The following is a 26,399-nucleotide window of genomic DNA, read 5'->3' as shown; positions in this document are numbered from 1 at the left end:
TCCACGTCGCGGCGGACGATGCGGCCGTGCGGGCCGGTGCCGGCCACGCCCAGCAGGTCCACGTGCCATTGCGAAGCCAGGCGGCGGGCCAGGGGGCTGGCGAAGAGGCGGCCGCCGGGGACCAGAGTGTTCGAGGCCGGCGCGGGCGCCGGCGCTTGCGGCGCGGGGCTGGCGGCAGGGGCTGCGGGCGCGGCGGCGGGCTGGGCGGGCGCGGCGGCAGCCCCGCTTTCCGCCAGGGCCTGCTCGATGGCGGACGCGTCTTCGCCCGCAGCCAGCAGCACGCCGATCACGGTATTGACCGGCACCGACGCGGCGCCGGCCGGCACCACGATGCGGCCCAGCACGCCGGCCTGTTCGGCATTGATTTCGACGATGGCCTTCTCGGTCTCGATTTCCGCCAGCGCATCGCCCACGGCAACCGCGTCGCCTTCTTTCTTGAGCCACTGGTGCAGCGTGCCGCCCGAGGTGTCGGCCGCTACGGAGGGGAGTTTGATAAGGTGTGCCACGTTGTTCGTCCTATTGTTCGGCGCCGGCCAGGTCCGGCCGGTAGGAGGCGGGGTCGTCGTATTCGACCAGTTCCAGCACGTTCCCTTCGGGGTCGCGGAAGAACGCCAGCCAGGTGCCGGGCCTGACTTCCATCGGGGCGGGCTGGCTGTCGAACACGACGCCCTTGGCTTCCAGATTGCGCACCAAGCCTGACAGGTCGTGCACGATGAAGGTCAGGTAGGTGGCGCCCTGGCGGTCCAGGATGGCAGCGCCGCGCGCGGCGGCCTCGGGCGCCACGGCGGGCTGCAGCAGCTTGATGCGTTCGCCGTAGGGCGTCTGCAGGCGCGCCACGTCGTAGCCGTGCCGCGTCAGGCCGGTGGCCTGCGCCTTGTCGGCGGGAACGGTTACGCGGTTGACGAGCTTCAGGCCGATCACGTCGGTGTAGAAGCCCAGCAGCGCGTCCAGGTCGGCGCAGCAGATGCCGACTTCCATCGGCACGGTCATTCGCAGGGGCGCGTTCATGCCTTTTCCCCCAGGTCGGCCAGCACGTCTTCCAGCCCGGCCACGACTTCCTCGGTGTCCGCGAACGCCGCGCGTTCCAGCACCTTGGAGATGCTGGGCGAGGCCTCGCCGCCGGTCACGCGCTTGATGGGCTGGTCGAGCCAGTCGAAGTAGCGGCGCTGGATCTCGTCGGCGAGCATGGCGCCGTAGGACGTGCCCCGGACGCCCTGTTCCACGATCAGCACGTTGTTGGTCTTCTGGATGCTGGCGCCGATGGTGTCCCAGTCCAGGCTGGCGCGGTCCAGGGTGCGCAGGTCGATGACCTCGGCGTCCACGCCCGCTTCTTCGGCGGCCTTGAGCGCGCGGCTGACCATCGACAGGTAGGTCAGGATGGTGACCTTGCCGCCGGTGCGGCACACGCGCGCCTTGCCGAACGGAATGGCGTAGTCCAGATCGCTGGCGGGCACCTGGCCCGACGAGGCGTACAGGTCCACGTGCTCGATCACCAGCACCGGGTCCTTGGAGGCCAGGGCGGTGTTCATCAGGCCGACGTATTCATAGGGCGTGGACGGCGCCACGATGCGCCAGCCCGGCGCGGTGGCGAAGATGCCGGCCGGGTCCATCGAATGCTGCGAGCCGTAGCCCGTGCCCATCGCGACCTTGGTGCGCAGGACGAAGGGCACGTCGATATCGCCGCCGAACATGTGGCGGGCCTTGCCGATTTGGTTGAAGATCTGGTCGGCCGCGACCCACATGAAGTCGGGGTACATGAATTCCACCACCGGCTTGTAGCGGCCGTCCATGGCCAGCCCGCCGCCCAGGCCGGCGAAGGCGTTCTCGGAGATGGGGGTGCCCAGCACGCGGTCGGGGTACTTGTCCTTCAGACCGCGCGTGGCGCCGTTGGTGCCGCCCTTCAGGCGGTGTACATCTTCGCCCAGCACGACCACGCCGCCGTCCGTTTCCATGCGGCGGTCCAGCACGTCGGCCACGGCGTCCACGAACTTGCGTTCGACGGACTCGCCCGCGTAGTCGGCGGCTTCCTGGTAGCGCAGGCCGGCCAGTTCCGAGCCGTCGCTGCGCAGGCCCACGTCGCGGAATCCCGGGCTGGGCCACAGCTCGGCGCGCACGCGGCGCTTGCCGCCGTCGGCGGCTTCCGTCAGGCGGCCGGACACGTCTTTCATCACGTCTTTGCAGCGCTGGCGCAGCGCGTCGACTTCAGCCTGCGAGATCAGCCCGCGGGCGATCATTTCGGCGGCGATACGGTCCAGCGGGTCGCGGCGGCGCCACTGCGCTTCCTCGTCCTTGCTGCGGTAGCCGAAGGCGCTGCCGGGGAAGGGGCCGTTCTGGTGGAAGAAGCGGTAGACGTCCACTTCGACGATGGTCGGGCCGTTGCCCGCGCGCATGTGCGCCACGGCCTCGGACATGGCCAGGTAGACCGCCAGCGGGTCCATGCCGTCCACTTGCCAGGACGGAATGTTGAAGGCCTGGCCGCGCGCGGACAGGCGCGGCTCGGCGGTGGATTCTTCCACCGTGGTGGACACGGCGTAGCGGTTGTTTTCGATGAAGAAGCACAGCGGCGTCTTCCAGGCCGCGGTCAGGTTCATGGTTTCCAGCACGGAGCCGATGTTCACCGCGCCGTCGCCGAAGTAGGTCACCGCCACGCGGTCGGTGCCCGCGTGCTTGTGGGCCCAGCCGGCGCCGGCCGCCAGCGGCACGCCGCCGCCGACGATAGCGTTGGTGCCCAGCGCGCCGGCTTCCAGCCAGCGCAGGTGCATGCTGCCGCCGCGGCCGCTGCAATAGCCCTGGGCCAGGCCCATGATCTCGGCCAGCGTCTTCTGCAGGACCTCGTCGATGGCGGGCGTGAGCGGGTTGCGCGGATCCAGGCCCAGCGGCGCGACGTGCTGCAGCGCCTTGGCGAGGAACTGATGGTGGCCGCGGTGCGAGCCGTTGATCTGGTCGCCGGCGCCCAGCGCCAGCACCGAGCCGACCGCGCCGCCTTCCTGGCCCACGGACGAATGCGCGGGGCCGTGCACCAGGCCCTCCGCGGCCAGGTCCAGCACGGCCTCTTCAAATGCGCGGATCCAATGCAGCTGGGTCAGCATGGAGCCCAGCAGGGCGGGATCCGCCTGTTGCCAGTCCTTGGCTTCGACCGTCAGTTGCCGCCAGGGCGCTTGGGAACCAAGCGGTTGGTAGGTGGCCATGAATGAATCTCCAGAATGTGGGTAAGCGTCAGTGCGTTAGAGGTAGCTGTAGCGGCTCCAGCCGCCGTCGGCCACCAAGGTGTGTCCGGTGATGTAGGCGGCCTGGCGCGAGGCCAGGAAAACCGCCAGGTCGGCCATCTCGGCCGGCTGCGCCAGGCGCCGCAGCGGCGTGCGCTGCTTGAGGCGTTCGGGGTCCAGGCGGCCACGCGCGGCCAGGTCGCGCACCAGGTCCGTTTCCACGTAGCCCGGCGCCAGCGCGTTCACGCGCACACCTGCGGGGCCCCATTCCACGGCCAGCGTTTCGGTTAGCAGCACGACCGCGCCCTTGGTGGCGCAATAGGCGGCGCGGTCGGGCGCGGCCACCACGCCGTACATGGAGGCCAGGTTGATGATGGCGCCCGAGCCGGCGGGCACCATGCGGCGGCCGGCGGCCTGGGCGCACAGGAAGACGCCGGTCAGGTTGATGTCGACGGCGCGGCGCCATTCGTCCACGCTGACGTCCAGCGTCGGCTTGTTGGCGGACACGCCGGCGTTGTTGACCAGCACGTCGATGCGGCCATAGGCCTGTTCGACCCGGGCGAAGGCGCGCTCGACGGCGTCGGCGTCGGTGACGGAGGCCTGGCAGGCCAGGGCCTCGGCGCCCAGCGCCGCGAGTCCGGCGACGGCTTCGTCCAGCGCGGCGGCGTCCATGTCCAGCAGCGCGATACGGGCGCCCTGGCGCGCGAACGCCTGCGCCGTGGCCAGGCCGATGCCCTTGGCGCCGCCGGTAATCACGACGGTTTGGCCGCGCAGCTCGGGATGGAGGGGTTCGTTGGTGTTGTCCACGATGTATGCCTGTAATGAGGGAGGGGCGCTTGCGCTCAGACCGCCAGCCATTCCTGGACGACGTCCTGGCGCTCATGCAGCTGCGCGGGCGGTCCTTCGAAAACGATGCGGCCGTGGCCCATCACGCTGACGCGGGTGGAAACCTTGAGCGCGATGGTCAGCTTCTGCTCCACCAGCACCACGGACACGCCGCGCTTGTGGATGTCGCGGATCACGTCGGCGATCACTTCCACGATCTTCGGGGCCAGGCCTTCGGTGGGTTCGTCGATCAGCATGATCTTGGGGTTGCCCAGCAGCGAGCGGCACATGGTCAGCATCTGCTGTTCGCCGCCGGACAGGTTGCCGGCCTTGGTGCCGCGGCGTTCCTTCAGGCGCGGGAAGTAATCGAACATCTGGTCCACCGACCAGAAGGGCGCGTCGCCGCGCTTGGGCTGCTCGCCCATGCGCAGGTTCTCGTCCACGGTCAGGTTGGCGAACACTTCGCGCTCTTCCGGCACGAAGCCCAGCCCGGCGCGGGCGATCTCGAACGGGCGTTTGTTGGTGATGTCGCGGCCTTCGATGGCGATGCTGCCGCCGGTCACGTCCACCAGCCCCATGATGCTCTTCATGGTGGTCGAGCGGCCCGCGCCGTTGCGGCCCAGCAGGCTCACGACTTCGCCGCGGCCGATCGACAGGTCGATGCCGTGCAGGATGTGGCTTTTGCCGTAATGGGCATGCACGCCGCGCAGGCTCAGCAGCGGGGCGGGTGTACTCATCGGGGTACTCATACCGTTTCCTCTCCCAGATAGGCTTCGCGCACACGGGCGTCGCTACGGATGTCGGCGGGCGTGCCGGTGGCGAGGATCTCGCCGTACACCAGCACGCTGATGCGGTCGGCCAGCGAGAACACCACCTGCATGTCGTGCTCCACGATCAGCAGGGTGCAGTCGCGGGTGACGTCCTTGATCAGCTCGACCGTGTAGTCCACTTCGTGCTGGGACATGCCGGCCATGGGCTCGTCCAGCAGGATGACCCTGGGGCGCGATGCCAGCGTCATGCCGATCTCCAGCGAACGCTGTTCCGAATAGTTGAGGTCGCCGGCGGCGGTGTCCTGCTTTCCCGCCAGCCGGACCTTCTCCAGCAGACGGTCCACGTCTTCGTTCACCGCGCGGTTGCGGGCGATGGGGCGCCAGAAGTTGTAGACCAGGCCATGCATGCGCAGCACCGCCAGGCGCAGGTTCTCGCGCACGGACAGGCGCGGGAAGACGTTGGTGATCTGGAACGAACGCGCCAGGCCCAGGCGGTTGATGCGCTCCGGCGCCAGGCCGCCGATCGGGCGCGACTGCAGGCTGATGTCGCCGGAGGTCGGCGCGAACGAGCCCGACATCAGATGGAACAGGGTGGACTTGCCGGCGCCGTTAGGGCCGATGACGGCGTGGCGCTCGCCGGCGTGCACCTTCAGGTTCACGCCGCGGATGATTTGCGCGTCGCCGAAAGACTTGCGCACGTCGGTCAGGGTCAGGATGTCGTGGCTCATTTCGCGGCCTCCAGCGAGGGTGCGGCTTCGGCGTCGTCGCGCCACAGGGCCAGCGCCCAGCGGCAGGCCGCGAGGCCCACGGCGAACAGCGCCAGCGGAACCAGCCAGGTGGACAGCGCCAGGGGCGCCCAATCCTGGCCGAACAGCGGGATGGGAGGCCAGCCCGCGCCGGGATTCATCTCGAGCAGGGAGCGGTAGTCGCGGGCGAACATGCGTTGCAGCATTTCCACCGTGAAGACCGTGGCGCAGGTCAGCAGCAGGCCCGCCGCCACCGACACGGCGGCGCGCGGCAGCCAGCGGGCCAGGCCGAGTTCGCGCAGCGCCTTGGCGGCGCGCTGCACCAGGCCGACCAGGCCGTCCGGCACGAACAGCATCACCAGCACGAAGAGAATCCCCTGGTACAACAGCCAGGACCGGGTGATGTCGGCCAGCGTCTGCGACAGGAATGTGAGGATGGAGGCGCCCAGCACGGGGCCCAGGAAGGCGTTGACGCCGCCGATGTAGGCGAACAGCACCGCATCGGTGGACAGCTTGACCTCGAACAGCACGTAGTTGCCGGCCTCGATGTTCAAGGCCTGCAGGCCGCCCGCGATGCCGGCGAACATGGCCGACAGCGCGAACACCATGGTCTTGAGCGTGTGCGGGCGGTAGCCCAGGTAGCGCAGGCGCTGGGCGTTTTCGCGCAGGCCCAGCGTCAGGCGGCCCAGCGGGGTGCGGGTCAGGCCGTACAGCGCCGCCAGCGACACCAGCACCCAGGCCAGCACCAGGAAGTACACCTCGATGTCGGAGCCGAATGTGAAGCCCCAGGCCGGCATGCGCATGGCGGACAGGCCCGCTTCGCCGCCGAACACGCCTTTCAGGTGCGGCGCGAGCGCGTGTAGCAGCTCGGCCAGCGCCAGCGTGATCATCGAGAAGTACACGCCGGCGCGCATGGTGGCGAACCAACCGGCGACCAGGCCGAACAGCAGGCCTGCCACGCCGCCGGCCAGCGGCATCAGGGGCGTGGGCAGCAGGCCCGCGCCGCCCAGCGCGTTCATGGCGTGGATGGTGGCGAACGTGCCCACGCCGAAGTACGCGGCGTGGCCGAAGGACAGCATGCCGCCCTGGCCGGCCAGCAGGTTGAAGGCGCAGGCGAACAGCGCGGCGATCAGCATTTGCACCGCCGCCACCAGCTGGCCCGGAGGCAGCAGCCAGGGCAGCGCGCACAGCGCGGCCACGCAAAGGATCAACAGGAGCGCGCCGGAAGCGCGACGGGTCTGGCTCATGCCTGTTCTCCCTTCAGGCCCGAGGGCTTGACCAGCAGCACCACCAGCATCAGCAGGAAGGGCAGGGTGGCCGCCAGGCTGGAAATCTTCACGGTCATCAGGCCGCCCACGCTCTCGGCCCATTCGCCGGCGCCGAACAGGCCGAACAGGGTGGCCAGGCTGGCGTCGATGCCCACCGAAAAGGAACTGATCAGGCCGATCAGCAGCGACGCGATCATCGCGCCTTCAAGCGAGCCTAGCCCGCCCACCACCACCACCACGAACACCAGCACGCCAAGTTCCAGCGCCATGTTCGGGTTGGTGGTGTAGAACGCGCCGGCCACCGCGCCGGCCAGGCCGGCCATGGCCGCGCCCACGCCGAACACGCTCATGAACACCAGCGGCACGTTGTGGCCCAGCGCCTCCGCCATGCGGGGGCGGTAGATGGCCGACCGCACCACGATGCCCACGCGGGTGCGCGACAGCAGCAGGTAGATAACGGCGAACATCGCCAGCGACACACCGCCCATCAGCAGGCGGTAAAACGGATAGTCCGCATCGAACACGCGGAAGGCGGCGAAGTTCAGGAATTGCGGCACCCGGTAGTCGACCGGGAAATCGCCGTAGAACAGCTTGATGAGCTCGGCCACGATGAATGCCAGGCCGAAGGTCACCAGCAGTTCCTGCGCATGGCCGAACTTGTGGACGCGGCGCAGGAAGAAGCGCTCCACGCCCATGCCCAGCACCCCGGCGATGACGGTGGCCAGCACCAGCGCCATCCAGAAACCCGTGACGGGCGTCAATGTATAGGCGGCGTACGCGCCTATCATGTAGAACGATGCGTGCGCGAAATTGAGCACGCCCATCATCCCGAAAATCAGTGTCAGGCCTGCCGACACCATGAATAGCAGCAGGCCGTAAATCACGCCGTTCAACAGCGAGACGGTAAAGTATTCCATGTCCGCTCCAGTATTCTTGCGCTAAGACGACGGACGTCTTGCGAGCGACTGCACACCTGGTTTTTCCGGCCCGCGCCGGGGTGCGCATAGTTGTTGTGGGCTTGACGCCGCCTTGGCGAGGTGCCTGGCGCCCGCCTTGCTCAGGTGTCACTTTGGCCAGGTGTCTGACACCCAACGAGACGCCCTGCGGTGAGGTGTCTGACACCCGACGAGATGCCCCTCAAACTTGAAGGGTTTCTCAGGGTGTCAGACACCAATGCGGCATCAATTCGGCCGCAGCATCTTGCAGGTCGCCTGGGCCGGGGCGGATACGTCGGCCGCGGCCAGCACCTTCACCGGTTCGAAGCCCATGTCGGTGCCGTCGGCCTTGTACTTGGCGTTCTTGCTGACCTTGGACACCACCATCGGCAGCTGCACCTGGTGGTCTTCGGCGCGCATGGTGTAGGTGCCTAGGGGCGAGGTGTACGTAACTTTTTCCAGGGCCTTGGCCAGTTCCGGCACGGACAGCTTGCCGTCCTGCGGCTTGACCTGCTTGAGCGCTTCGCCCAGGAAGGTGATGCCGATAACGGTCTGCGGTTCGGTGTAGCTGGGGTAGTGGCCGGTCTTGGACTTGTAGTCCTCGGCGAACTTGGCGCCTTCCTCGCCCGCGGCCTCGATGTTGTACGGGTGGGCGATGTAATGGCCCAGCGCGACGTCGCCGGCGTTGGCCAGGTTGCCCACCTGGTCCAGGAACACGGTGGCGAAGCGGACCTTGAGGCCGGCGGCCTGGGTGGCCTTCATCAGGAGCAGCAGGTCGTTGGACCAGTTGCCGGTGATCACGGTGTCGGGGCTGGACGAGCGGATGCGGGCCACATAGGGCGCGAAGTCCTGGATCTTGTTGACTTCGTGCAGCGTCTTGCCCACGACCTCATAGCCGTACTGCTTGGCGAAGCGCTCCGTGGCGCCTTCCATGTCCTGGCCCCAGGAGTAGTTCTGGTTGATGGCGTACACGCGCTTGCCCAGCGTGCCATCGGCGGACATGACCGAGGCCAGCGCCTTTACGCGCAGGTCGGCGTTGGTGGTGAAGCGGAAGTGGTAGAAGTGGCACTTCTGGCCGGTCAGCTCCAGCGCTTCGCCGCCCACGTTCAGGAATACGACCTCCTTGCCGGGATTGCGCAGGTTGTGCTTGCGGACGTCTTCGGTCAATTGGCCGGAGATGGCCGACGAGGATCCCTGCACCAGGATCTGCACGCCTTCGGCCGCCGCCGCGCGGAAACGATCGGACGCGCCGACCGGGCCGCCCTGATTGTCGAACTCGACCAGTTCCAGCGGCTGGCCGTTCCAGCCGCCGGCGGCGTTGATGCGGTCCAGCTCATATTTGACGGCGGCGCGGAACATCAGGCCGGTCGAGGCTTGCGGGCCCGACAGCGTTTCGATCAGGCCGATCTTGACGGGCGCGGCTTGGGCCGATGCGGCGATGCCGGCCAGGCACAGCAGGCCGGAAGTGAAAACAAACTTCATGAGTGTCTCCTCCGTGGGACGGGAGTGGGTGAGTCCGTGAATCATCAAGCGCGCTTACCGCGGCTCTTGTATGCCCAGGAATCGGGCAATTTCTGCGATCTGTCCTTCCAGCATGTACAGGCCCGGATGCGTGCGGCAGCCGCGTTCGGCGGCGGCGCGCAACAGGGGCGTGTCGACGCGGCTCATCACGGCGTCGGCGACGACCGTGCCGGCGGCCAGGGCATCCAGCTGGAAGGGCAGGGGATCGGTGTCGTTCAGGCCCAGCGAGGTCGCGTTGATGGCGATGTCGCAGGGTTCGGGGCAGGCGCTGGCCAGGCTGATGGCCAGGCCGGGATATTGGCGGGCGAGATGCTCGGCGAAGGACGCCGCCTTGCCGGCGCTGCGGTTGTACAGGCGCAGGCTGGCCGGGGCCGCGTCCGCGATGGCGCAGGCGATAGCCTTGCCCGCGCCGCCCAGGCCGGCCAGATAGACGTGGCGGCCGGCGGGATCGTGGCCCTGGCCGCGCAGGCCGGCCACGAAGCCCAGGCCGTCGAAGTTGCCGCCGGTAAGCATCCCATCCTTCAGGCGCACCGCGTTGACCGCGCCGCTCAGGCGGGCCGAGGGCGTCAGGGCATCGCACAGGGCGGTCGCGTTTTCCTTGTGAGGCACCGTCACCACGATGCCGCCCAGGTTGGCCAGCCCGCGGATGCCGGCGAACAGGCCGGGGAGGGCGTCGGGCGGCACATGGAACGGAACCATGACCGCGTCGGCGCCGCGTTCGCGCAGCAGCGCGTTGAGCCGCTGGGGCGTCTTGACGTGCGCGATCGGGTCCGCCGCAATCGCGAAAACGGTAGTGCTGCCGGTGATTTCCACCTGATTTGTCCCCTGCCGGTGCGGCGGCTGGCGCCGTGTATTGCTGACGCGCTTGCCTGAAAGCGCCACTTGATTTACGCTTTCGGAATAAGTTGTCAGTCAACTTTATTAAGTTGTCAGATAAATCATAGGGCAAGCGTTTTTCCCGTGTCAAGCGGCCGATTCAGGAGTTCAATCGGGATTGCGGCGTTCGCCGGGAAGCATGCCGGCCCGCAGGAAAAACGCTTCAGGAGACACAATGATTTCGTTTGAAGGGAAGGTTGCCGTCATCACCGGCGCGGGCAACGGGATCGGTTTGGCCACGGCGCGGCTGATGGCGGCCCATGGCGCCCGGCTAGTGCTGACCGACATCGAAAATTCGCGGCTGGAAGAGATCGCGGCCGAGCTGGACCCCAGCGGCCAGCGCGTCTACACGCGCGCCCTGGACGTGTCCACGTCCACGGAATGCGACCGCGTGTTCGAGGCGGCGGCCAGGCACTTCGGCGGGTTGGACCACCTGGTGCATTGCGCCGGCATCTACCCGGAACACCTGGTCAAGGACACTAGCGACGAATCCTGGCGCACGCTGATGCGCGTGAACCTGGACGGCACGTTCTACGTGTGCCGGGCGGCGCAGCGCCACCTGCGCCATGACGGATCCATCGTGCTGCTGACGTCGCTGGCGGCCCAGCGCGGCAGCTACGCGCACGCCGCGTATTCCGCGTCCAAGGGCGCGGTGCAGAGCTTCACGCGCAGCCTGGCCCTGGAGCTGGCGCCGCAGATCCGCGTGAACGCGGTCGCGCCCGGCATTATTGCCACGTCGATGACCCACGACCTGATCGGACAGAAGGGCGGGCAGCTGCTGGAAAGCACGCCGCTGCGCCGCTTCGGCACGGCCGAGGAAATCGCCGGATCGATCGCGTTCCTGTGCTCGCCGCTGGCCAGCTTCGTCACCGGCGAGGTCATGCAGGTCAACGGCGGTATCTACATCGCGTAAAGTCCGTGGCTGCGGTAGCCGTCGCCGCGATACGAATATTCCGATCAACAGAGTAGGCCGCGCGCTTGCGCGCGGCCAGCAGGTTCCAACGATTTACATGCAGCCTACCCAAGAACAGGATCCGCCGCGCGCCGCGCCCAAGAGTTCGCTTTCCGCGGCGCTGGGCGATGCGCTGGCGGAGCAGATACGCCAAGGGGCGCTCGCGCCCGGCGATCGCCTGCCCACGGAAAAGCAGCTGACCGAAACCTACTCGGTCAGCCGCGCCGTCGTGCGTGAAGCGCTGGCGCGCCTGAAGTCGGAAGGCCTGATCACGTCGCAGCAGGGCAGCGGCGTCTTCGTCGATCCGAACTTCCAGAAGAACGCGTTCCGCATTGCCGCGCCCACGCCCGGCGACAACCAGGACCTGGAGCACATCCTGGAACTGATGCTGTCCATCGAAGTCACGGCGGCCCGCTACGCGGCCCAGCGCCGCACCGACGCGGACCTGAAGAAGATGCGCCAGGCGCTGGTCGGCATGGAATACGCGCTGCTGAACGACAAGCTGGGCGACGAAGAGGACTACCAGTTCCATCAGGCCATCGTGCAGGCCACGCACAACCCGCACCTGGTGGCGCTGAACGACTACCTGGAAGCCAATGTCCGCCGGGTGATCCGCAGCGCGCGCAACAACACGGCGCGCATGTATGCCGAGCGCATGGCGGCGGTGCAGAGCGAGCACCAGGCCATCTTCGCCGCTATCGACGGCAGCGATCCGGACGCCGCAGGCCAGGCGGCCGAGCAGCACCTGCGCAACGCCGCGGACCGGCTGCGTCTCTTCCAGGCGGAGCGCCCCGCGCCTGTTTAGGGTGTTTTTGCTGCGGGGGGGGCAGAGCTCCGCGTTTGCGAATGTCAGGGTTCTTTAGCCGCCGAGGCTGCCCTGCGCCATTCCGATGCTCGCCCCACTGGGGCTGCGCTTCGGATGGCTCCGGGATCCTCGGCTGACAGCCGCGTCATGGGATGGTTTCTTGCCGCCGGGCCGCCCCAAGGCGAAAACGCCCCCTTGGGGGGCAGCAAGCCGAAGGCGTGGTTTTTTTTCCCGTTCATGGGCAGATGCCTCAAGAACTCCTACCTCATGCGTTTTCAGGCGAAGGTCTGCTCCATCTCCCGCCGGAACTGCACCGCCGTGGAGGTTTCGTCGAATTCGACGTCGCGCCAGCGGATGGCCTGCGATTGCCGCACCGGGTTCTTCAGCTTGACCTGGTGCGACAGCCCCAGCGGCAGGTAGCCGTCCGCCACCGAATCGCGCGCCGGCATCAGCCGACCGTACACCGTATAGCCGCCTTCACCGTCCAGGATCTGGCCGGCCGGCAGGTCGCGCTTGGCGGTGGCCACCACATCGCCGTGCCATCCGGCGGGCGCGCCGGTGGGTTCGCGCCGCAGGCCCACGCTGGCCACGCTGATACCCAGTTCCAGCCCGATCAGGTGATAGGGCTTGTACATGGCGGTGAAGTTACCGCTGGGGTCGGTGACCAGCCCGTACTCCTTGAAGCAGCGGCGCACGTAGTCGCTGTCAGCCGCCAGGGTGACGTAGACGCCCCAGCGCAGATCGCGGAACACCGGCCGGCCGTCGCGTTCCAGTGAGGAAATCACTTCCACCTGCCCGCGGTGGTGCAGGATGCCGCCGCTTTCGCGCGGGCGCAGCACCCGGGCCAGGTCGTCCACGCCGCAGGGCGGGAAATGCAGGCCGGAGGGCGAAGGCAGCAACCCCGTGGCATTGGACACCGCGGCCATCTCGATCGCGCTCTTGGTGCCGTCCAGGAAGCTGTTGAACATCTGCGCGTTGAAGTCGCCCGCCGCGACCATTTCGGCGGTGAAGCCGTAATACGGCCACACGGTGTCGGGCGTGGAGGTATGGAATTCCGGCAGGTACTTGGTGCCCTTGCCCGCGGCCATGACTTCAAAGCCGCTGGCGCGCGCCCAGTCCACCATTTCGCAGATCAGGGCGGGCTGGTCGCCATACGCCAGCGAATAGACGATGCCCGCTTCGCGCGCGCGGCGCGCCAGCAGGGGCCCGGCCAGCGCGTCGGCCTCGACGTTGACCATGATGATGTGCTTGCCGTGTTCGCAGCAGGCCAGCACATGGCTGATGCCCGCCGCCGCCTGCCCGGTGGCGTCGATGACGATGTCCACGTCGGGGCTGGCGATGATGGCGTAGGGATCGTCGCTGAAGTAGACCTTGCCGTTCTTCAGGGCGTCGGCGGTGCCGGTGGCATTGAGCGCGGTGGCCGGCCAGCCGACGCGGGTAAGCGCTGCCCGGGCGCGGTCAGGCACCAGGTCCGCCACCGCCACCAATCTCATGCCCGGCGTGCGCGGGGCCTGGCTCATGAACATCGCGCCGAACTTGCCGGCGCCCAGCAATGCAACACGCAAAGGCTTGTGATCGGCTTCTCGCTGCTTGAGCAGGCGGTGCAGATTCATGGCGCGGGCTCCTCCAGGTTGGTGTCAACAGGCCATGGGCAGGTACAGCAGCACAGAATAGCCCCAAATCATGGCGGCTGGACAGGATTCACTCGTCTGCCGTATACAGCTCGCCCGCCAGCACGTTGCGCCAGTTCTGCCAGGTGATGCGGGGGCGGTCCGCGACCTCCCGGTTGTAGGGCGCGTCGAACAGGATGTGCTTCCAGTGCGGCGTCACCGCGCCTTCGATCGCGGGTTTGTCGTCGATCAGCAGGTTGCCGTGCACCAGCGTCTTGTCTTTGGTCAGGATCAGCCGGTTGGTGGCGTCGCGTCCCAGGTGTTTTTCCACCCACAGGTATTTTTCCGCCACGCAATTTTCGAACTGGGACAGCGGTGAGGAGCAGATGCGCACGTCCATGCCCAACGCCAGCAGTTCTTTCACCGCCTCCAGGGCGCCGGGTACGGGGGGCAGGCCGCGGATGAAGCCGGGCGCGGTGTAGATGGCTTCGGCCATGCCGCGCAGCTCGGGGGCGTAGTCCTGGCGGATATAGAAGGACTTGCGGTCCTGGAACGCCACGGGCGGGATATCGGGATGGCGCGCGCGCCAGGCGTCGATGAAGGCGTGTTCGAAGTCGGCGAGCACGCCGTCTTGGTCCAGCAGGATGATCATGGCGATCCGGCGGTTATGGCGACCGTCCGATTGTGCCAGAGCGAAGGGTCAGGCAGGTTGCGGCCGGGACTGCGCCACGATGCGGTAGCGACTGCCGCCCGTCAGCGATTCGGACGCGACCAGCACCATGCGGTCATAGCGCCACAGCAGGGGCGCAGGCGCGTCGGCGGGCGGCTCGGGGCGGTCGATGTTGCGCAGCAGGGTGATGTGCGGACGGAAAGGGTGCGGCGGCGCACCCAGTCCGAACCCGGCCAGCCAATGCCATAACCCGTCATGGGCCGCCTGCAGGCCGGCGGGCGTGTCGCCGGGACCGGCCCAGAGGATGCGCTGGCGGCCGAAGACGCCGTAGCGGTCCAGCTCGATCTCTCCGGGCGCCAGACGCTTTTCAGGCGTGGCGGCGGCCAGTTCGTCCGCGAGCGCGGCATCCACCGGCCCCAGGAACGCCAGGGTCATGTGCAGGGTTTCCGTGCGCATCGCGCGTCCGCCGCAGCTGGGGCGCGCCTGTTCCGCCCAGGCCGCGAGCGATCCGGCCAGCGGGGGCGATGGCCACAGGGCGTAGAAGAGGCGGACGGTCGACATGCCGTGATTGTAGGGGCGCGACCGTGCGCTTCAACTCCCCGCGGTTTCTGGCCTGCGCCTGCGGGTAAGGCCCGTGTCGAAGCGTTCCACGCCGGGGCGGGCGGGGCGGTCGAACCGTTCGACGCCAGGCCGGGAAAAACGCTCCACGCGTGGGGGGCTTTCCGTCTTGGCCTGCACGCTCTGGGCGGCGGCCTGTTCGCGCTTGGCGATGAGTTCTTCGGCGCGCTGATGGTGCGGCGCCATCTTGCGGACCATCACCCGGCCGTCGCGCGGGAAATAGTTGATGCGGCGCGCGTGCACGTCGCCCAGGTCCTGCGCCTTGACGGGGATACCTTCCGTTTTCAGGTAGGTGAGCACGAACTGGCCGTTGCGCTCGCCGATGTTCATCTGCTGCATGGCGGAAAGCACTGCGCCGCCGCCGAACACCTTGGCTTCCAGCCGGTCGCGCACGGCGCCGGCCTTCAGCAATTCGTTGATCAGCACTTCCATGGCGAAGGCGCCATAACGCATGGTGGCCGAGGCGGGCGATTGCATGTCGCCTTCCGGCAACATGAAATGGTTCATGCCGCCCACGCCGGTCACGGGGTCGTGGATACAGGCGGCGACGCACGACCCCAGGACGGTCGAGATCATCAGGTCTTCGTCGGTGACGTAGTACTCGTTGGGCAGTACTTTCACCGCCTGACACTGGAACGCGCTATCGAAATAGTGGCGCGTTGCACGGGCTTCAAGACGGGCGGCCATGGGACGTGATAGGAGACAGGAGCGGCGAGTGGAGCACGAAGGGATGGATCGATGAAACGGTGTTTGTATCGAAATATGTAGAAAAATGTCGCTTTATTCTTGCATATCCAAGCGTCGAGTGGGAGAAATCCTGTGTAACCGCCGGCCGGACTCAGGAAGGCGTGGTGTGTCCCTTGTTTATTCGGGCTAGCGAGCCGCGGGCGCGCGCGCGCCCGCAGGGATGTATGCATCCAAGCATGCTACACAGGCGGACGGAAACCGTTCCCCGGATCACGGGGAGGAAGGGGGGCTATACGAAGCCTTTGGGCGGCCTCAGAAGCGCGTGCTGCGGGTAACCGACCAGCGGGCGGACAGCGCGCCCAGCGCGGCGGCCGCGATGACGGCGCCGATCAGCACTGCGGGGCCGGGCAGGTGCAGGGCGAATTCCGCCCCGTAGCTGCGGGCCAGCCCGACCAGCGCGTCGTTCAGGGGGGACAGCGCGATCGCCGCCACGCCGATGGACAGCAGCGCCGCCACGGCCCCCGAGAGCGCGCCCAGGTACAGGAAGGGGCGGCGCACGAAGGATTCGGTGGCGCCGACGAGCCGCGCCACGCCGATTTCCTCGCGCTGAGAGAGCGCCTGCATGCGCACGGTGTTGAAGACGGTGGCCAGCACGACGACGGCCACGCAGGCGGCCAGGAACCCCAGCCCGATGCGGGCGAAGCGCAGGATCGCTTCCAGCCGCTGGACCCAGGCGCTGTCGAGCTGCACCAGGTCTACGTGATTCCATTGCTTCCAGGCCGCCGCGAGCTTGTCGGCCCGCCCGGCCAGGTCTTCGCCGTCGGCCAGCGTGACGACCACCGCGTCCGGCAGCGGGTTGCCCGGCAGCACGGCCAGCGCCTGCTGCCAGGCCGGGTTCGCGCGCAGATCGGCCAGGGCATCTTCGCGGCCCACCACGCGCACGGCGCGGACATCCTGCCCATATTCGCCCTGGATGCGCTTGGCCACGTCGGCCGCGGCGCCGGCGGGAGCGTCCACGCGCATGAAAACGGTGACCTCCGGGGTGACGGACATTTCGCGCGCCACGGGCTGCACCGAGACCAGGATGGCGCTGCCCAGGAGCGGCAGAGCCAGCGCCAGGGCCATGACCAGCAGGTTGGCCAGCGAGGAGAACGGCTGCTTGACCAGGCGGCGCAGCGTAACCATCAACGCATAGCGGTGTTGCCGCAGCCAGGCGTTCATGCCGGTTCTCCCGGTTGGCCGTAGCCGGGCGCCGCGCGCACGGCGCCCGCGTCGGGCGTCTGGGCGCCATGGGAATCGGCGAATTTGCCCGGCTCGATGCGCAGGGTGCGGCTGGCATAGCCCGCCATCAGCTCCTGGTCGTGCGAGGCGATCAGCGTGGTGACGCCGACGCGATTGAAATCGCGGAAAACATTCATGATGCGCTGCGCGTTGTCATGGTCGAGGTTGGCGGTGGGCTCGTCCGCGATCAGGATCGCCGGCCGGTTCACGATGGCCCGCGCAATCGCCAGCCGCTGCTGCTCGCCGCCAGACAGCTCGATGGGATTCAGGTCTTCCTTGCCCGACAGGCCCACCTTGTCCAGCGCGGCGCGGGCGCGGGCGGCGGCCGAATTCCAGGCATGGCCGGTGACGGCCAGCGGCAGCATCACGTTTTCGAAAGCGCTGCGGTCGAACAGCAGGTGCGTGTCCTGAAGGATGACGCCGACTGCGCGCCGCAGGTACGGGCGCGCGCGCGCGGGCAGCTTGTCCAGCCGTTGGCCGTTGACCTGGATGGACCCCCGGCTGGCGGGCTCGAGCCCGCCGATCAGCTTGAGCAGGGTGGACTTGCCGGCGCCCGATGGCCCCGATACGAAAACGAACTCTCCCGCGCTTACGCGGAAGTTGATGTCGGCCAGAATATTGCGGCCGCGACCATACGATTTGAATACGTGCTGGAATTCGATCATGGCGGCAGTCAGATGAAGCCGCAATAGTAACTCGGGGACAGTAAGGTGGCCTAAGCAGACGGGGGGAGGTGGCGTGAAAATTTTCCGACCGGCGCTTGCCGCCTCCGCAGGGAGGCCTTGCCCCGGGGCGGCGCGGCGGCGGGGAAAACGTCCCTGTTTTCGCAGGGAAACAGCGTTTCATTTCATCCAGTGTCCCTATATTTCAAGGGAATTCCCGGATGCGCCGCCTGCGGCGCGGACGCTACCATCCGCCCCATGCGTCCGCCCAACCCGGCCAAGCGCAAATTCGCTTTATCCCACACGGAGAACACGATGAAAGTACTGAAACTCGCTGCAGTCGGCGCCGCCTTGTTCGCTGCCTCCGCGGCAGCCAACGCTGGCGCGACGTTCGACAACGTCAAGAAAAAAGGGTTTGTCCAGTGCGGGGTTTCAACCGGCATTCCGGGGTTCTCCATCGCTGACAGCAAGGGCGAATACAAGGGCATCGACGTGGACCTGTGCCGCGCCATCGCCTCGACCATGTTCGGCGACGCCACCAAGGTCAAGTTCACGCCCCTGAACACGCAGCAGCGCTTCACCGCGCTGCAGTCCGGCGAAGTCGACGTCCTGACCCGCAACACCACCGTCACGCTGACGCGCGACACGACGCTGGGCCTGATCGGCGTGGGCGTGAACTACTACGACAGCCAGGGCGTCATGGTGTCCAAGGACCTGGGCGTGAAGAGCGCCAAGGAACTCAACGGCGCCACGATCTGCGTGCAGCCCGGCACCACGACCGAGCTCAATCTGGCCGACTGGTTCCGCGGCCAGAAGATCGAATTCAAGCCGGTCGTGATCGACAAGTACGACGAAATCATCCGCGCCTTCTCGGCTGGCCGCTGCGATGCCTTCACGACCGACAAGTCGCAATTGGCCTCGACCCGCACGACGCTCGAGAACCCGGACAAGTTCATCATCCTGCCGGAAGACTTCTCCAAGGAGCCGCTGGGCCCCATGGTCCGCCAGGGCGACGAACAATGGTTCAACATCGTCCGCTGGTCGCTCAACGCCATGCTGGAAGCCGAGGAATACGGCATCACCAAGGCCAACGTCGAAGAAATGACCAAGAGCACCAACCCCAACATCCAGCGCATCCTGGGCGTGACCCCGGGCATGGGCAAGAACCTGGGCGTGGACGACAAGTGGGCGTATAACATCATCAAGAACGTGGGCAACTACGGCGAAAGCTTCGAAAACACGCTGGGCAAGAGCAGCGCGATGAAGCTGGAGCGTGGTCTGAACGCCTCTTACAAGCAAGGAGGCTTGATGTACGGCTGGCCGGTGCGCTAACGCGCGGCTGCCTGGTGAAACGGAGCCTGGCGCTCCGTTTTGCCTAGGGCCTGTTGACACCAGACGGAGCGTCGCACAGGCCCTAGCCCGCCTCGAGCGGGCGGCAGGAGTGGGTGGCTGGGCCTCGGGCCCCGCCACCGGATGTTCGACTTCTGTAGATTCATATGACGACTCCCAATAAAAACGCCCCGCTTTCGGCGCCTCCGCGGCGCCTGAACTGGAACGATCCCGGCGTACGCTCCGTGGTCTACCAGGTACTCGCGCTGAGCGCCGTTGCCTGGGCCGTGTGGTTCCTGGTTTCAAACACGCTGCACAATCTGTCCGTGCGCAACATCGCTACGGGCTTCGGCTTTCTTAGCCGAGAGGCCGGATTCGCGATCGGCGAAACCCCCATTTCGTATTCCCCTTCGGATGACTACGGGCGCGCCATTCTGGTCGGCCTGCTCAACACGCTGCGCGTGGCCGTTATCGGCATCGTGCTGGCGACGATACTGGGCACGCTGATCGGTATCGGCCGGCTGTCCAAGAACTGGCTGGTCTCCAAGGTCACTTCGTTCTACGTCGAGGTGATGCGCAACGTGCCGCTGCTGCTGCAGCTTTTCTTCTGGTACGCGCTCATCACGGAAAACATGCCGGGTCCGCGCCAGGCGCACAATCCGCTGCCAGGCGTCTTCATTTCCAACCGTGGCCTGAAAGTGCCGGCGCTGGAAGGGAATTCGCTGGACTGGATGCTCGGCGGGCTGGGCGTGGCCATCATCGCCATCATTGTCCTGGGCCACTGGGGCAAGAAGCGCCAGGAGGCCACCGGCCGAGTATTCCCGCTGGGCCGCGCGGCCATCGGCCTGCTCATCGGCATGCCCATCGGGGGTTGGTTGATCAGCGGCGCGTCGCTGACGCTCGACATGCCGGTGCTCAAGGGCTTCAACTTCTCGGGCGGCCTGACGCTGTCGCCGGAATTCGCGGCGCTGCTGGCTGGCCTGGTGATCTACACGTCGGCGTTCATCGCCGAGGTGGTCCGCTCGGGCATCCAGGCGGTGAACAACGGGCAGTGGGAGGCCGCGGGTTCCCTGGGGCTGCGCCGCAAGCAGGTGCTGCGTCTGGTGGTCCTGCCGCAGGCCTTGCGCGTCATCATTCCCCCGATGACCAGCCAGTACCTGAACCTGACCAAGAACAGCTCGCTGGCCGTGGCCATCGGCTACCCGGATATCGTGTCGGTGGTGAACACGACGCTGAACCAGACCGGGCAGGCCATCGAGGGCATCCTGATCATCATGGCCGCGTATCTCACGGTCAGCCTGTCGATCTCGATATTCATGAACTGGTACAACAAGCGCATCGCGCTGGTGGAGCGTTGATATGAGCAGCACTACGCATACCCCCACCGACGCCATGCCGCCGCCCAGCTCGCATGTGGGCCTCTGGGCGTGGCTCAAGTCGCGGCTGTTCTCATCGCCGCTGAACATCCTCATCACGGTGCTGCTGGCATGGTTCCTGCTCATGGCGGTGCCGGCGCTGGTGGAATGGGCCTTCATCAAGGCCGACTTCAACGCGACCAACGCCCAGGAATGCCGCGCCTCCGGCGGCGCCTGCTGGGCGTTCATCGTCGAGAAGCACCGCCTGATCCTGTTCGGCACCTATCCGTTCGACGAGCAGTGGCGCCCGCTGATCGCGACCATCATCCTCGTCGCGGTGATCGTCTGCAGCGGCATCCGCCGTTTCTGGAACTGGAAGCTCGCCATCATCTGGACCGTGGGCCTGACGGCCGTGGCGATCCTGATGTGGGGCGGCGTGCTCGGCCTCACGTACGTGGAAAACGCGCGCTGGGGCGGCTTGCCGCTCACGCTCATCCTGTCCACGTTCGGCATCGCCTTCGCGTTCCCGATCGGCGTGCTGCTGGCCCTGGGCCGGCGCTCGAAGATGCCCGCCATCAAGGCGCTGTGCGTCGTGTACATCGAGCTGATCCGCGGCGTGCCGCTGATCAGCCTGCTGTTCATGTCGTCGGTGATGCTGCCGCTGTTCCTGCCCGAGGGGTTCTCCATCGACAAGCTGCTGCGCGCGCAGATCGCGATCATCATGTTCGCCGCGGCGTACATCGCGGAAACGGTGCGCGGCGGCCTGCAGGCGATCCCGAAGGGCCAGTACGAAGGCGCCGATTCCCTGGGCCTGAGCTACTGGCAGCAGATGCGCAAGATCATCTTGCCGCAGGCGCTGAAGATCGTGATCCCGCCGCTGGTCAGCATTTTCATCGCCTTGTTCAAGGATACGTCGCTGGTGGTGATCATCGGCATTTTCGACCTGACGCTGGCGGCCAAGGCGGCCCTGTCCGACGCGGCATGGCGGGGCTTCGGGGTGGAGGCGTACCTGTTCATCTCGCTCATCTACTTCGTGTTCTGCTTTTCCATGTCCAAATACAGCCAAGCGCTGGAGAAACGCCTGGCCACCGGCCACGCACGCTAGCAACTTGCCGCGCGTTCGCCTCTGGCGGGCGCGCCCAGCGATATCTACGGGAGTACAGGCATGTCCAATGCCATCATCAGTCTGCAGGACGTGAACAAGTGGTACGGCCAATTCCACGTGTTGCGCAACATCAACCTGGAAGTGGCGCCCGGCGAACGCATCGTGGTGTGCGGGCCGTCCGGCTCGGGCAAGTCCACCATGATCCGCTGCATCAACCGCCTGGAAGAGCACCAGAAAGGCCACATCATCGTGGACGGCACGGAGCTCACCAATGACCTGAAGCACATCGAGACCATCCGCAAGGACGTCGGCATGGTGTTCCAGCACTTCAATCTGTTCCCCCACCTGACGGTGCTGGAGAACCTGACGCTGGGCCCCATGTGGGTGCTGAAGAAGCCGCGCGCGGAAGCCGAAGCCACCGCCATGAAGTATCTGGAGCGGGTGCGCATTCCCGAGCAGGCCGCGAAGTTTCCCGGCCAGCTGTCGGGCGGCCAGCAGCAGCGCGTGGCGATCGCGCGTTCCCTGTGCATGAACCCCAAGATCATGCTGTTCGATGAGCCCACCTCCGCACTGGACCCGGAAATGGTCAAGGAAGTGCTGGACGTCATGGTCAGCCTTGCCCAGGAAAGCGGCATGACCATGATTTGCGTGACCCACGAAATGGGCTTCGCGCGCAAGGTCGCCAACCGCGTGATCTTCATGGACCGGGGCGAGATCATCGAGCAGAACAGTCCGGACGAGTTCTTCGATAACCCGCAGAATGACCGGACCAAGCTCTTCCTGAGCCAGATCCTGCATTGATTCCGGCCTTGAGTTTCCAGGAACCCGCCGCCGGGGTTCAATGAACGAATCCCCACGAAGCGCTACGCCAAGTGGGGATTTTTTCCGACGCTACAGCGCCGCGGCACTGCCGAGAATGACCGTACTCTGGCTGGACAGCGTGCCGCCGTTGCCGTGCGCGAGCGCGGTGTGGCAGTCGGCGACCTGCCGCTCGCCGCATTCGCCGCGCAGCTGGCGGGTGGCTTCGATCAGCGCGAAGATGCCGTACATGCCGGGGTGACAGTACGACAGGCCGCCGCCGCTGGTGTTGACGGGCAGCTCGCCGCCGGGCGCGATGCGGCCGTTTTCGACGTAGCGACCGCCTTCGCCCTTGGGGCAAAAGCCCAGGTCTTCGAGAAAGAGCAAGGGCGTGATCGTGAAAGCATCGTAGAGCTGCAGGACGTCGATATCGCTCGCCGCCAGGCCGGCCATGCGATAGGCCTGGGCGCCGGACGCCACGGCGGCCGTGGCGGTGAGGTCGGGCATGGCGGAGATCGAGTAGTGTCCGAGCGCCTCGCCCACGCCCAGCACGTAGACGGGCGGGCGGCGCAGATCGCGCGCGCGCTCGGCATGGGTGAGAACGAGCGCGCCGCCGCCATCGGTGACCAGGCAACAGTCGCGCAGAGTGAGCGGCTCGCTGATCATGGGCGAGGCCAGGACCTCTTCGACGGTGAGCGGCCTTTTCTCCCAGGCGGCCGGATTGAGCAGTGCCCATTGGCGGGCGGCGACGGCGATGTCGGCGAGTTGCCGGCGGGTCGTGCCGTACTGGTGCATGTGGCGCGAGGCGGCCAGCGCGTAGGAGCTGGCGGTATACATGGGCCGGTAGGGGGCTTCGTGCGGATTGGGATCGGGCGCGGCGACGTTGGCCCGCCCCATGCTGCGCTGGGTGCTGCCGTAGGCGACGACAGCGACTTGGCACAGGCCGGCCTCAATGGCGGCTTGCGCTCGCGCGACCATGGTCATGAACGAGGCGCCTCCCATATTCGTGGCGTCGTGGTAGCGCGGCTGAATGCCGAGGTATTCGGCCAGCGCCAGCGTGGGCATGCGGCTTTGCGAGGTGGTGGCGAACAGCCCATCGACTTCGTCCAATTGCAGGCCGCAGTCGTCCAGCGCGCGCGCCGTGGCCTGCGCCATGAGGTCGATGGGGCCGAGGCCGGGAATGACCTTGCCCAGGTCGGATTCGGCTACGCCGACGATGGCGACGCTGCCGCGTTGCAGGGTGGCGTTCATGCGGACTCCTCGATATCGAAGACGGGATAGGGAGGGCTGCCGTCGGGCGGCGTATGCGCGCGCATGCGCACACGCATGCCTATGGCCGGTCGCCCGTCTACCTGGCTCATGAGGCGAAAGCCTTCGTCCAGGTCGATCAGGACGACGTTGTAGGGGGCCTGGTCGCGTGGATGCACGACCGTCACGGCGTGCACGGTGCCCAAGCCTGCGCTCAGCCGCCATTCGAGCGCGGGGTTGCCGGAGCCCGGGCCGAGTACGCGCGGCGGAAAGACTGCGCTGTCGGTGCGCGTATCGTACTGATAGGCCAGGTGTCCGGCCGACAGGTGGTGGCGGTAGGTCGCCAGGGGGGATTCCGGTTGCGTCATGGGGGGGTCTTCAAACGATGCGTTGTTCGCGCAGTCCGGCGATTTGTTCGGCGCTGTAGCCCAGGAGCGCGCTGAGCACGCTGTCCGTGCTGTCGCCCAGCCGTGGCGGCGGCAGGTCGTAGCGCGGCGGCGTGTCGCTCAGCCGCAGAGGGCTGGCGATGGTGGAAACCTGACCGTCGATGCCGGCGTGGGCGGGCCGGGGAATGTCCACGCGCAGGCCGCGGTGCACCACCTGGGGATCCTGGAACACTTGCTCGTAGTCGTTGATGCGGCCGCAGGGAACGCCGCTCGCCTCCAGCCTTTCGATCCAATCGGCGGCGGGCCGCGCCAGCATGCTGCGGGCCAGCTCGGGCACCAGGGTGTCGCGGCCCTGGATGCGTCCCGTGACTTTGGTCCAGCGCGCATCGGCGCCGAGGTCCGGGCGCTCGATGGCCGCGCAATAGCGTTGCCATTGATCGTCGTTGCCCACGGCTACGACGATCTCGCCGTCGGCCACCGCGAAGACCTGATAGGGCACCAGGCTGGCATGGGCATTGCCGTAGCGCTTGGGCAGCTTGCCATTGGCGAAGTACCCCGTCACCTGGTTGCCGCCCAGCGCCACGATGCAGTCGAGCAGCGCCATGTCGATGTACTGGCCCAAGCCGGAGACATCGCGGTGATTCAACGCAGCGAGGATGGCAATCGAGGCGTACATCCCGGTGATGACGTCGGCGATGGCGATGCCGGCTTTCTGCGGCCCGCCGCCGGGCAGGTCGTCGCGTTCGCCGGTAATGCTCATGAGGCCGCCGATGGCCTGGAAGACGAAGTCGTAGCCGGGCTTGCTGGCGCTGGGGCCCTCCTGTCCGTAGCCGGTGATGGAGCAATACACCAGGCGCGGGTTGATGGCGCGCAGGCTGGCGTAGTCCAGGCCATAGCGTTTGAGGTCACCGATCTTGTAGTTCTCGATGACCACATCGCTTTGCGCCGCCAGTTCCCGCACGATGCGCTGGCCCTCGGGCTTGGAGATGTCGAGGGTCAGCGACTTCTTGCCGCGGTTCGCGGCGGCATAGTAGGAAGAGTCGCGCGTATCCTGGCCTGCGCCGTCCCGGATCCAGGGCGGCCCCCAAGCGCGCGTGTCGTCGCCCGTGCCGGGGCGTTCGATCTTGATCACGTCCGCGCCCAGGTCGGCCAGGTTTTGCGTGCACCATGGGCCTGCCAGAATTCGCGAGAGATCCAGCACGCGGATATGGGAGAGAGCGCCGCGCGCCGGCGTATTGCTTGGTGTTGCCGTCATGCCTGCTCCTACTGGATGGTGATCTGTGCGTCGTTAACGACCTTGGCCCACTTGTCCATTTCCGCGTTGACGAAGCTCGCGTACTCGGGCTGCGTCATCGTTCCCGGCAGGGCGCCTTGCTGCGCGAACTGCTCCTGGATGGACGGAGAACGCAACGCGGCCAGGACGTCGCCGGATATCTTGGCGAGCAGCTTGGGATCCATGTTGCCCGGCGCGTACAGGCCGAACCAGGCCGTGGCCTCGAAACCCTTCACGCCCGCTTCGTCCATCGTCGGCACGTCTGGCAGGGCCGCGGAACGCGTCAGCGAGGTGACGGCCAAGGCGCGCAACTTGCCGGCCTTGATGTGCTGGAGCACTCCGGGAACGGAGTCGAACATGATCGGGATCTGGCCCCCCAGCAAGTCGTTCAGGGCCGGCGCGGCGCCCTTGTAGGGGATGTGGACCATGGACACGCCGGTCATGGACTTGAACAACTCACCGGACAGGTGGTTGGCGCCGCCGGTGCCCGCCGAACCGAAATTCACCTTGCCGGGATTGGCCTTGGCATAGGCGATCAGGTCGGCGACGCTGTTTATCTGATTGCGCGCGGCGAAGTCGGGGTTGACGACGAGCACGTTGGGCACTGCGGCCACCTGCGCGACCGCGGTGAAGTCCTTCCTGCTGTCGTAGCGCAGGTTCTTGTACAGCGCCGGGTTGATCACGTGATGGGTGGCGGTCACCATCAGCGTGTAGCCGTCGGCCGGCGTGCGGGCCAGCTGCTCGGAAAAGATCGTGCCACTCGCTCCGGGTTTGTTTTCGATCACCACGGGCTGTTTCCATTCCGTGCCCAGCGCGTTGCCCAGCATGCGGGCCAGGATGTCGGTGGTGCCGCCGGGCGGGAAGGGCACGACCAGGCGGACGGGATGATCGGGGAAGGCCTGGGCGCGCGCGCCCAGGGGTAAAAGGCACAGCACTCCCAGGCACAGGGAGGCTGCAGTGTGCAACCAGCGATTCATTGTTGTCTCCTCGATTGTTCTCGACCGGTATCCGCACGGCGGATACCGGAGGGCCTCAGCGGGGGAATTCCACCATCGCTTCGCCCGCTGCCACGGTCTCGCCGCGCTGATTGAGCACTTGCACGTCCAGCGTCGCCCAATGGCTTTTCTCAGTCTTGCGCGTGGCCGTGATCACCGCCAGCGGGGTGATCGTGTCGCCCGGCTTGACGGGTGCCTTCCAGCGCGTTTCCAGGCGGCGTTGCACGCCGCCGCGCTCATAGAGCCAGTCGGTCAGCATGCGCGTGATCACGCCGAAGTTGTTCATGCCGTGCATGATGATGCCGCCGAAGTTGGTGCGGCCGAAGTCGCCCTGCATGTAGTTGTCGTCCAGGTGCAGGGGGTTGTAGTCCAGCGAGGCTTCGCAGAAGGCGCGGATGGATTCGCGGGTGGGCGAGAAGGGCGCGCCTTCGATTTTCTGGCCGATCGCGAGCGAGTCGAATACTTGGGTCATCTTGAG

27 protein-coding genes are annotated in these 26,399 nt (G+C 66.8%); 6 read left to right on the top strand and 21 right to left on the bottom strand.

Annotated elements, in window-relative coordinates; all coding sequences use genetic code 11:
• The 10 genes from AGI3411_RS27610 to AGI3411_RS27565 all read right to left on the bottom strand — a co-directional run.
• Positions 1–506 (bottom strand): biotin/lipoyl-containing protein (locus AGI3411_RS27610; RefSeq protein ID WP_129530507.1); only part of this gene is annotated, 506 nt, incomplete at its 3' end.
• A 10-nt stretch (positions 507–516) separates the two neighbouring features.
• Positions 517–1,008: a VOC family protein gene (locus AGI3411_RS27605; protein ID WP_129530506.1), complete on the bottom strand. Its 492-nt coding sequence runs from the start codon at positions 1,006–1,008 to the stop codon at positions 517–519.
• Entirely contained in the window at positions 1,005–3,188 is a 2,184-nt protein-coding gene (locus tag AGI3411_RS27600; protein WP_129530505.1) for an alpha-ketoacid dehydrogenase subunit alpha/beta, read from the bottom strand. Before AGI3411_RS27600 ends, AGI3411_RS27605 begins: the two co-directional genes overlap by 4 nt.
• A gap of 36 nt (positions 3,189–3,224) precedes the next feature.
• Positions 3,225–4,013, bottom strand: a complete 789-nt coding sequence (locus AGI3411_RS27595) for an SDR family NAD(P)-dependent oxidoreductase (protein ID WP_129530504.1) — start codon at positions 4,011–4,013, stop codon at positions 3,225–3,227.
• A gap of 35 nt (positions 4,014–4,048) precedes the next feature.
• Positions 4,049–4,768: an ABC transporter ATP-binding protein gene (locus AGI3411_RS27590; RefSeq protein WP_129530503.1), complete on the bottom strand. Its 720-nt coding sequence runs from the start codon at positions 4,766–4,768 to the stop codon at positions 4,049–4,051.
• 8 nt (positions 4,769–4,776) lie between these two features.
• Positions 4,777–5,529 carry an ABC transporter ATP-binding protein gene (locus AGI3411_RS27585; protein ID WP_129530502.1) on the bottom strand — a complete coding sequence of 251 codons (753 nt, stop codon included), beginning with the start codon at positions 5,527–5,529 and terminating at the stop codon, positions 4,777–4,779.
• Complete coding sequence (locus tag AGI3411_RS27580) at positions 5,526–6,794, bottom strand: branched-chain amino acid ABC transporter permease (protein WP_129530501.1); 1,269 nt, start codon at positions 6,792–6,794, stop codon at positions 5,526–5,528. The genes AGI3411_RS27585 and AGI3411_RS27580 overlap by 4 nt, the downstream gene beginning before the upstream one ends.
• A complete protein-coding gene (locus tag AGI3411_RS27575; protein WP_129530500.1) occupies positions 6,791–7,732 on the bottom strand; it encodes a branched-chain amino acid ABC transporter permease in 942 nt (313 codons plus the stop codon). The genes AGI3411_RS27580 and AGI3411_RS27575 overlap by 4 nt, the downstream gene beginning before the upstream one ends.
• A 264-nt stretch (positions 7,733–7,996) precedes the next feature.
• Entirely contained in the window at positions 7,997–9,232 is a 1,236-nt protein-coding gene (locus AGI3411_RS27570; protein ID WP_129530499.1) for a branched-chain amino acid ABC transporter substrate-binding protein, read from the bottom strand.
• 54 nt (positions 9,233–9,286) lie between these two features.
• Entirely contained in the window at positions 9,287–10,084 is a 798-nt protein-coding gene (locus tag AGI3411_RS27565; RefSeq protein ID WP_129530498.1) for a shikimate dehydrogenase family protein, read from the bottom strand.
• A gap of 238 nt (positions 10,085–10,322) precedes the next feature.
• Between AGI3411_RS27565 and AGI3411_RS27560 the strand changes: the two genes are divergently transcribed.
• Positions 10,323–11,060 (top strand): SDR family NAD(P)-dependent oxidoreductase, encoded by a 738-nt coding sequence (locus AGI3411_RS27560; protein ID WP_129530497.1) that lies wholly within the window; start codon positions 10,323–10,325, stop codon positions 11,058–11,060.
• 97 nt (positions 11,061–11,157) lie between these two features.
• Positions 11,158–11,904: a FadR/GntR family transcriptional regulator gene (locus tag AGI3411_RS27555; RefSeq protein WP_129530496.1), complete on the top strand. Its 747-nt coding sequence runs from the start codon at positions 11,158–11,160 to the stop codon at positions 11,902–11,904.
• 275 nt (positions 11,905–12,179) lie between these two features.
• On the opposite strand, the gene AGI3411_RS27550 is transcribed toward AGI3411_RS27555, so the two are convergent.
• The 6 genes from AGI3411_RS27550 to AGI3411_RS27525 form a co-directional block, all read right to left on the bottom strand.
• On the bottom strand, positions 12,180–13,517 hold the full coding sequence (locus tag AGI3411_RS27550; RefSeq protein WP_129530495.1) for an NAD(P)H-dependent oxidoreductase: 1,338 nt from the start codon (positions 13,515–13,517) through the stop codon (positions 12,180–12,182).
• 88 nt (positions 13,518–13,605) lie between these two features.
• Positions 13,606–14,166, bottom strand: coding sequence for a 5'-3'-deoxyribonucleotidase (locus tag AGI3411_RS27545; RefSeq protein WP_129530494.1), 561 nt, complete (start codon positions 14,164–14,166; stop codon positions 13,606–13,608).
• Between the two features lie 48 nt (positions 14,167–14,214).
• Positions 14,215–14,745: an RNA 2',3'-cyclic phosphodiesterase gene (thpR, locus tag AGI3411_RS27540; RefSeq protein WP_129530493.1), complete on the bottom strand. Its 531-nt coding sequence runs from the start codon at positions 14,743–14,745 to the stop codon at positions 14,215–14,217.
• Positions 14,746–14,775: 30 nt separating this feature from the next.
• The gene (gene cheD, locus AGI3411_RS27535) at positions 14,776–15,489 is read right to left on the bottom strand and encodes a chemoreceptor glutamine deamidase CheD (protein WP_129530492.1); all 714 of its coding nucleotides are present in this window, start codon (positions 15,487–15,489) and stop codon (positions 14,776–14,778) included.
• A 312-nt stretch (positions 15,490–15,801) separates the two neighbouring features.
• Positions 15,802–16,710, bottom strand: a complete 909-nt coding sequence (locus AGI3411_RS27530; protein WP_129530491.1) for a cell division protein FtsX — start codon at positions 16,708–16,710, stop codon at positions 15,802–15,804.
• The gene (locus tag AGI3411_RS27525; protein ID WP_129530490.1) at positions 16,707–17,435 is read right to left on the bottom strand and encodes a cell division ATP-binding protein FtsE; all 729 of its coding nucleotides are present in this window, start codon (positions 17,433–17,435) and stop codon (positions 16,707–16,709) included. Before AGI3411_RS27525 ends, AGI3411_RS27530 begins: the two co-directional genes overlap by 4 nt.
• Before the next feature lie 312 nt (positions 17,436–17,747).
• Between AGI3411_RS27525 and AGI3411_RS27520 the strand changes: the two genes are divergently transcribed.
• The 4 genes from AGI3411_RS27520 to AGI3411_RS27505 all read left to right on the top strand — a co-directional run bounded on the left by AGI3411_RS27520 (position 17,748) and on the right by AGI3411_RS27505 (position 22,022).
• Positions 17,748–18,764, top strand: a complete 1,017-nt coding sequence (locus AGI3411_RS27520) for an amino acid ABC transporter substrate-binding protein (protein WP_129530489.1) — start codon at positions 17,748–17,750, stop codon at positions 18,762–18,764.
• A 164-nt stretch (positions 18,765–18,928) separates the two neighbouring features.
• Complete coding sequence (locus tag AGI3411_RS27515) at positions 18,929–20,119, top strand: amino acid ABC transporter permease (RefSeq protein ID WP_129530488.1); 1,191 nt, start codon at positions 18,929–18,931, stop codon at positions 20,117–20,119.
• A 1-nt stretch (position 20,120) separates the two neighbouring features.
• Positions 20,121–21,221 (top strand): amino acid ABC transporter permease, encoded by a 1,101-nt coding sequence (locus tag AGI3411_RS27510; protein WP_129530487.1) that lies wholly within the window; start codon positions 20,121–20,123, stop codon positions 21,219–21,221.
• A gap of 60 nt (positions 21,222–21,281) precedes the next feature.
• Positions 21,282–22,022 (top strand): amino acid ABC transporter ATP-binding protein, encoded by a 741-nt coding sequence (locus tag AGI3411_RS27505; RefSeq protein WP_129530486.1) that lies wholly within the window; start codon positions 21,282–21,284, stop codon positions 22,020–22,022.
• Between the two features lie 90 nt (positions 22,023–22,112).
• Here the strand turns inward: AGI3411_RS27505 and AGI3411_RS27500 are convergent, their stop codons facing one another.
• Genes AGI3411_RS27500 through AGI3411_RS27480 form a run of 5 tightly spaced genes read right to left on the bottom strand, consistent with a single transcriptional unit; the run spans position 22,113 to position 26,393 of the window.
• The gene (locus tag AGI3411_RS27500) at positions 22,113–23,270 is read right to left on the bottom strand and encodes an acetyl-CoA acetyltransferase (RefSeq protein WP_129530485.1); all 1,158 of its coding nucleotides are present in this window, start codon (positions 23,268–23,270) and stop codon (positions 22,113–22,115) included.
• The gene (locus tag AGI3411_RS27495) at positions 23,267–23,635 is read right to left on the bottom strand and encodes a Zn-ribbon domain-containing OB-fold protein (RefSeq protein ID WP_129530484.1); all 369 of its coding nucleotides are present in this window, start codon (positions 23,633–23,635) and stop codon (positions 23,267–23,269) included. Before AGI3411_RS27495 ends, AGI3411_RS27500 begins: the two co-directional genes overlap by 4 nt.
• 10 nt (positions 23,636–23,645) lie before the next feature.
• A complete protein-coding gene (locus AGI3411_RS27490; RefSeq protein ID WP_129530483.1) occupies positions 23,646–24,908 on the bottom strand; it encodes a CaiB/BaiF CoA transferase family protein in 1,263 nt (420 codons plus the stop codon).
• An 8-nt stretch (positions 24,909–24,916) separates the two neighbouring features.
• The gene (locus tag AGI3411_RS27485; RefSeq protein WP_129530482.1) at positions 24,917–25,903 is read right to left on the bottom strand and encodes a Bug family tripartite tricarboxylate transporter substrate binding protein; all 987 of its coding nucleotides are present in this window, start codon (positions 25,901–25,903) and stop codon (positions 24,917–24,919) included.
• Positions 25,904–25,958: 55 nt separating this feature from the next.
• The gene (locus AGI3411_RS27480; protein WP_013397125.1) at positions 25,959–26,393 is read right to left on the bottom strand and encodes a MaoC family dehydratase; all 435 of its coding nucleotides are present in this window, start codon (positions 26,391–26,393) and stop codon (positions 25,959–25,961) included.
• Positions 26,394–26,399: the final 6 nt, after the last annotated feature.

The organism is Achromobacter agilis (assembly GCF_900496965.1).
Lineage (GTDB): Bacteria > Pseudomonadota > Gammaproteobacteria > Burkholderiales > Burkholderiaceae_B > Achromobacter > Achromobacter agilis.
The sequence above is the reverse complement of the archived record's forward strand: the minus strand, read 5'-3'. Positions and strand labels throughout refer to the sequence as shown.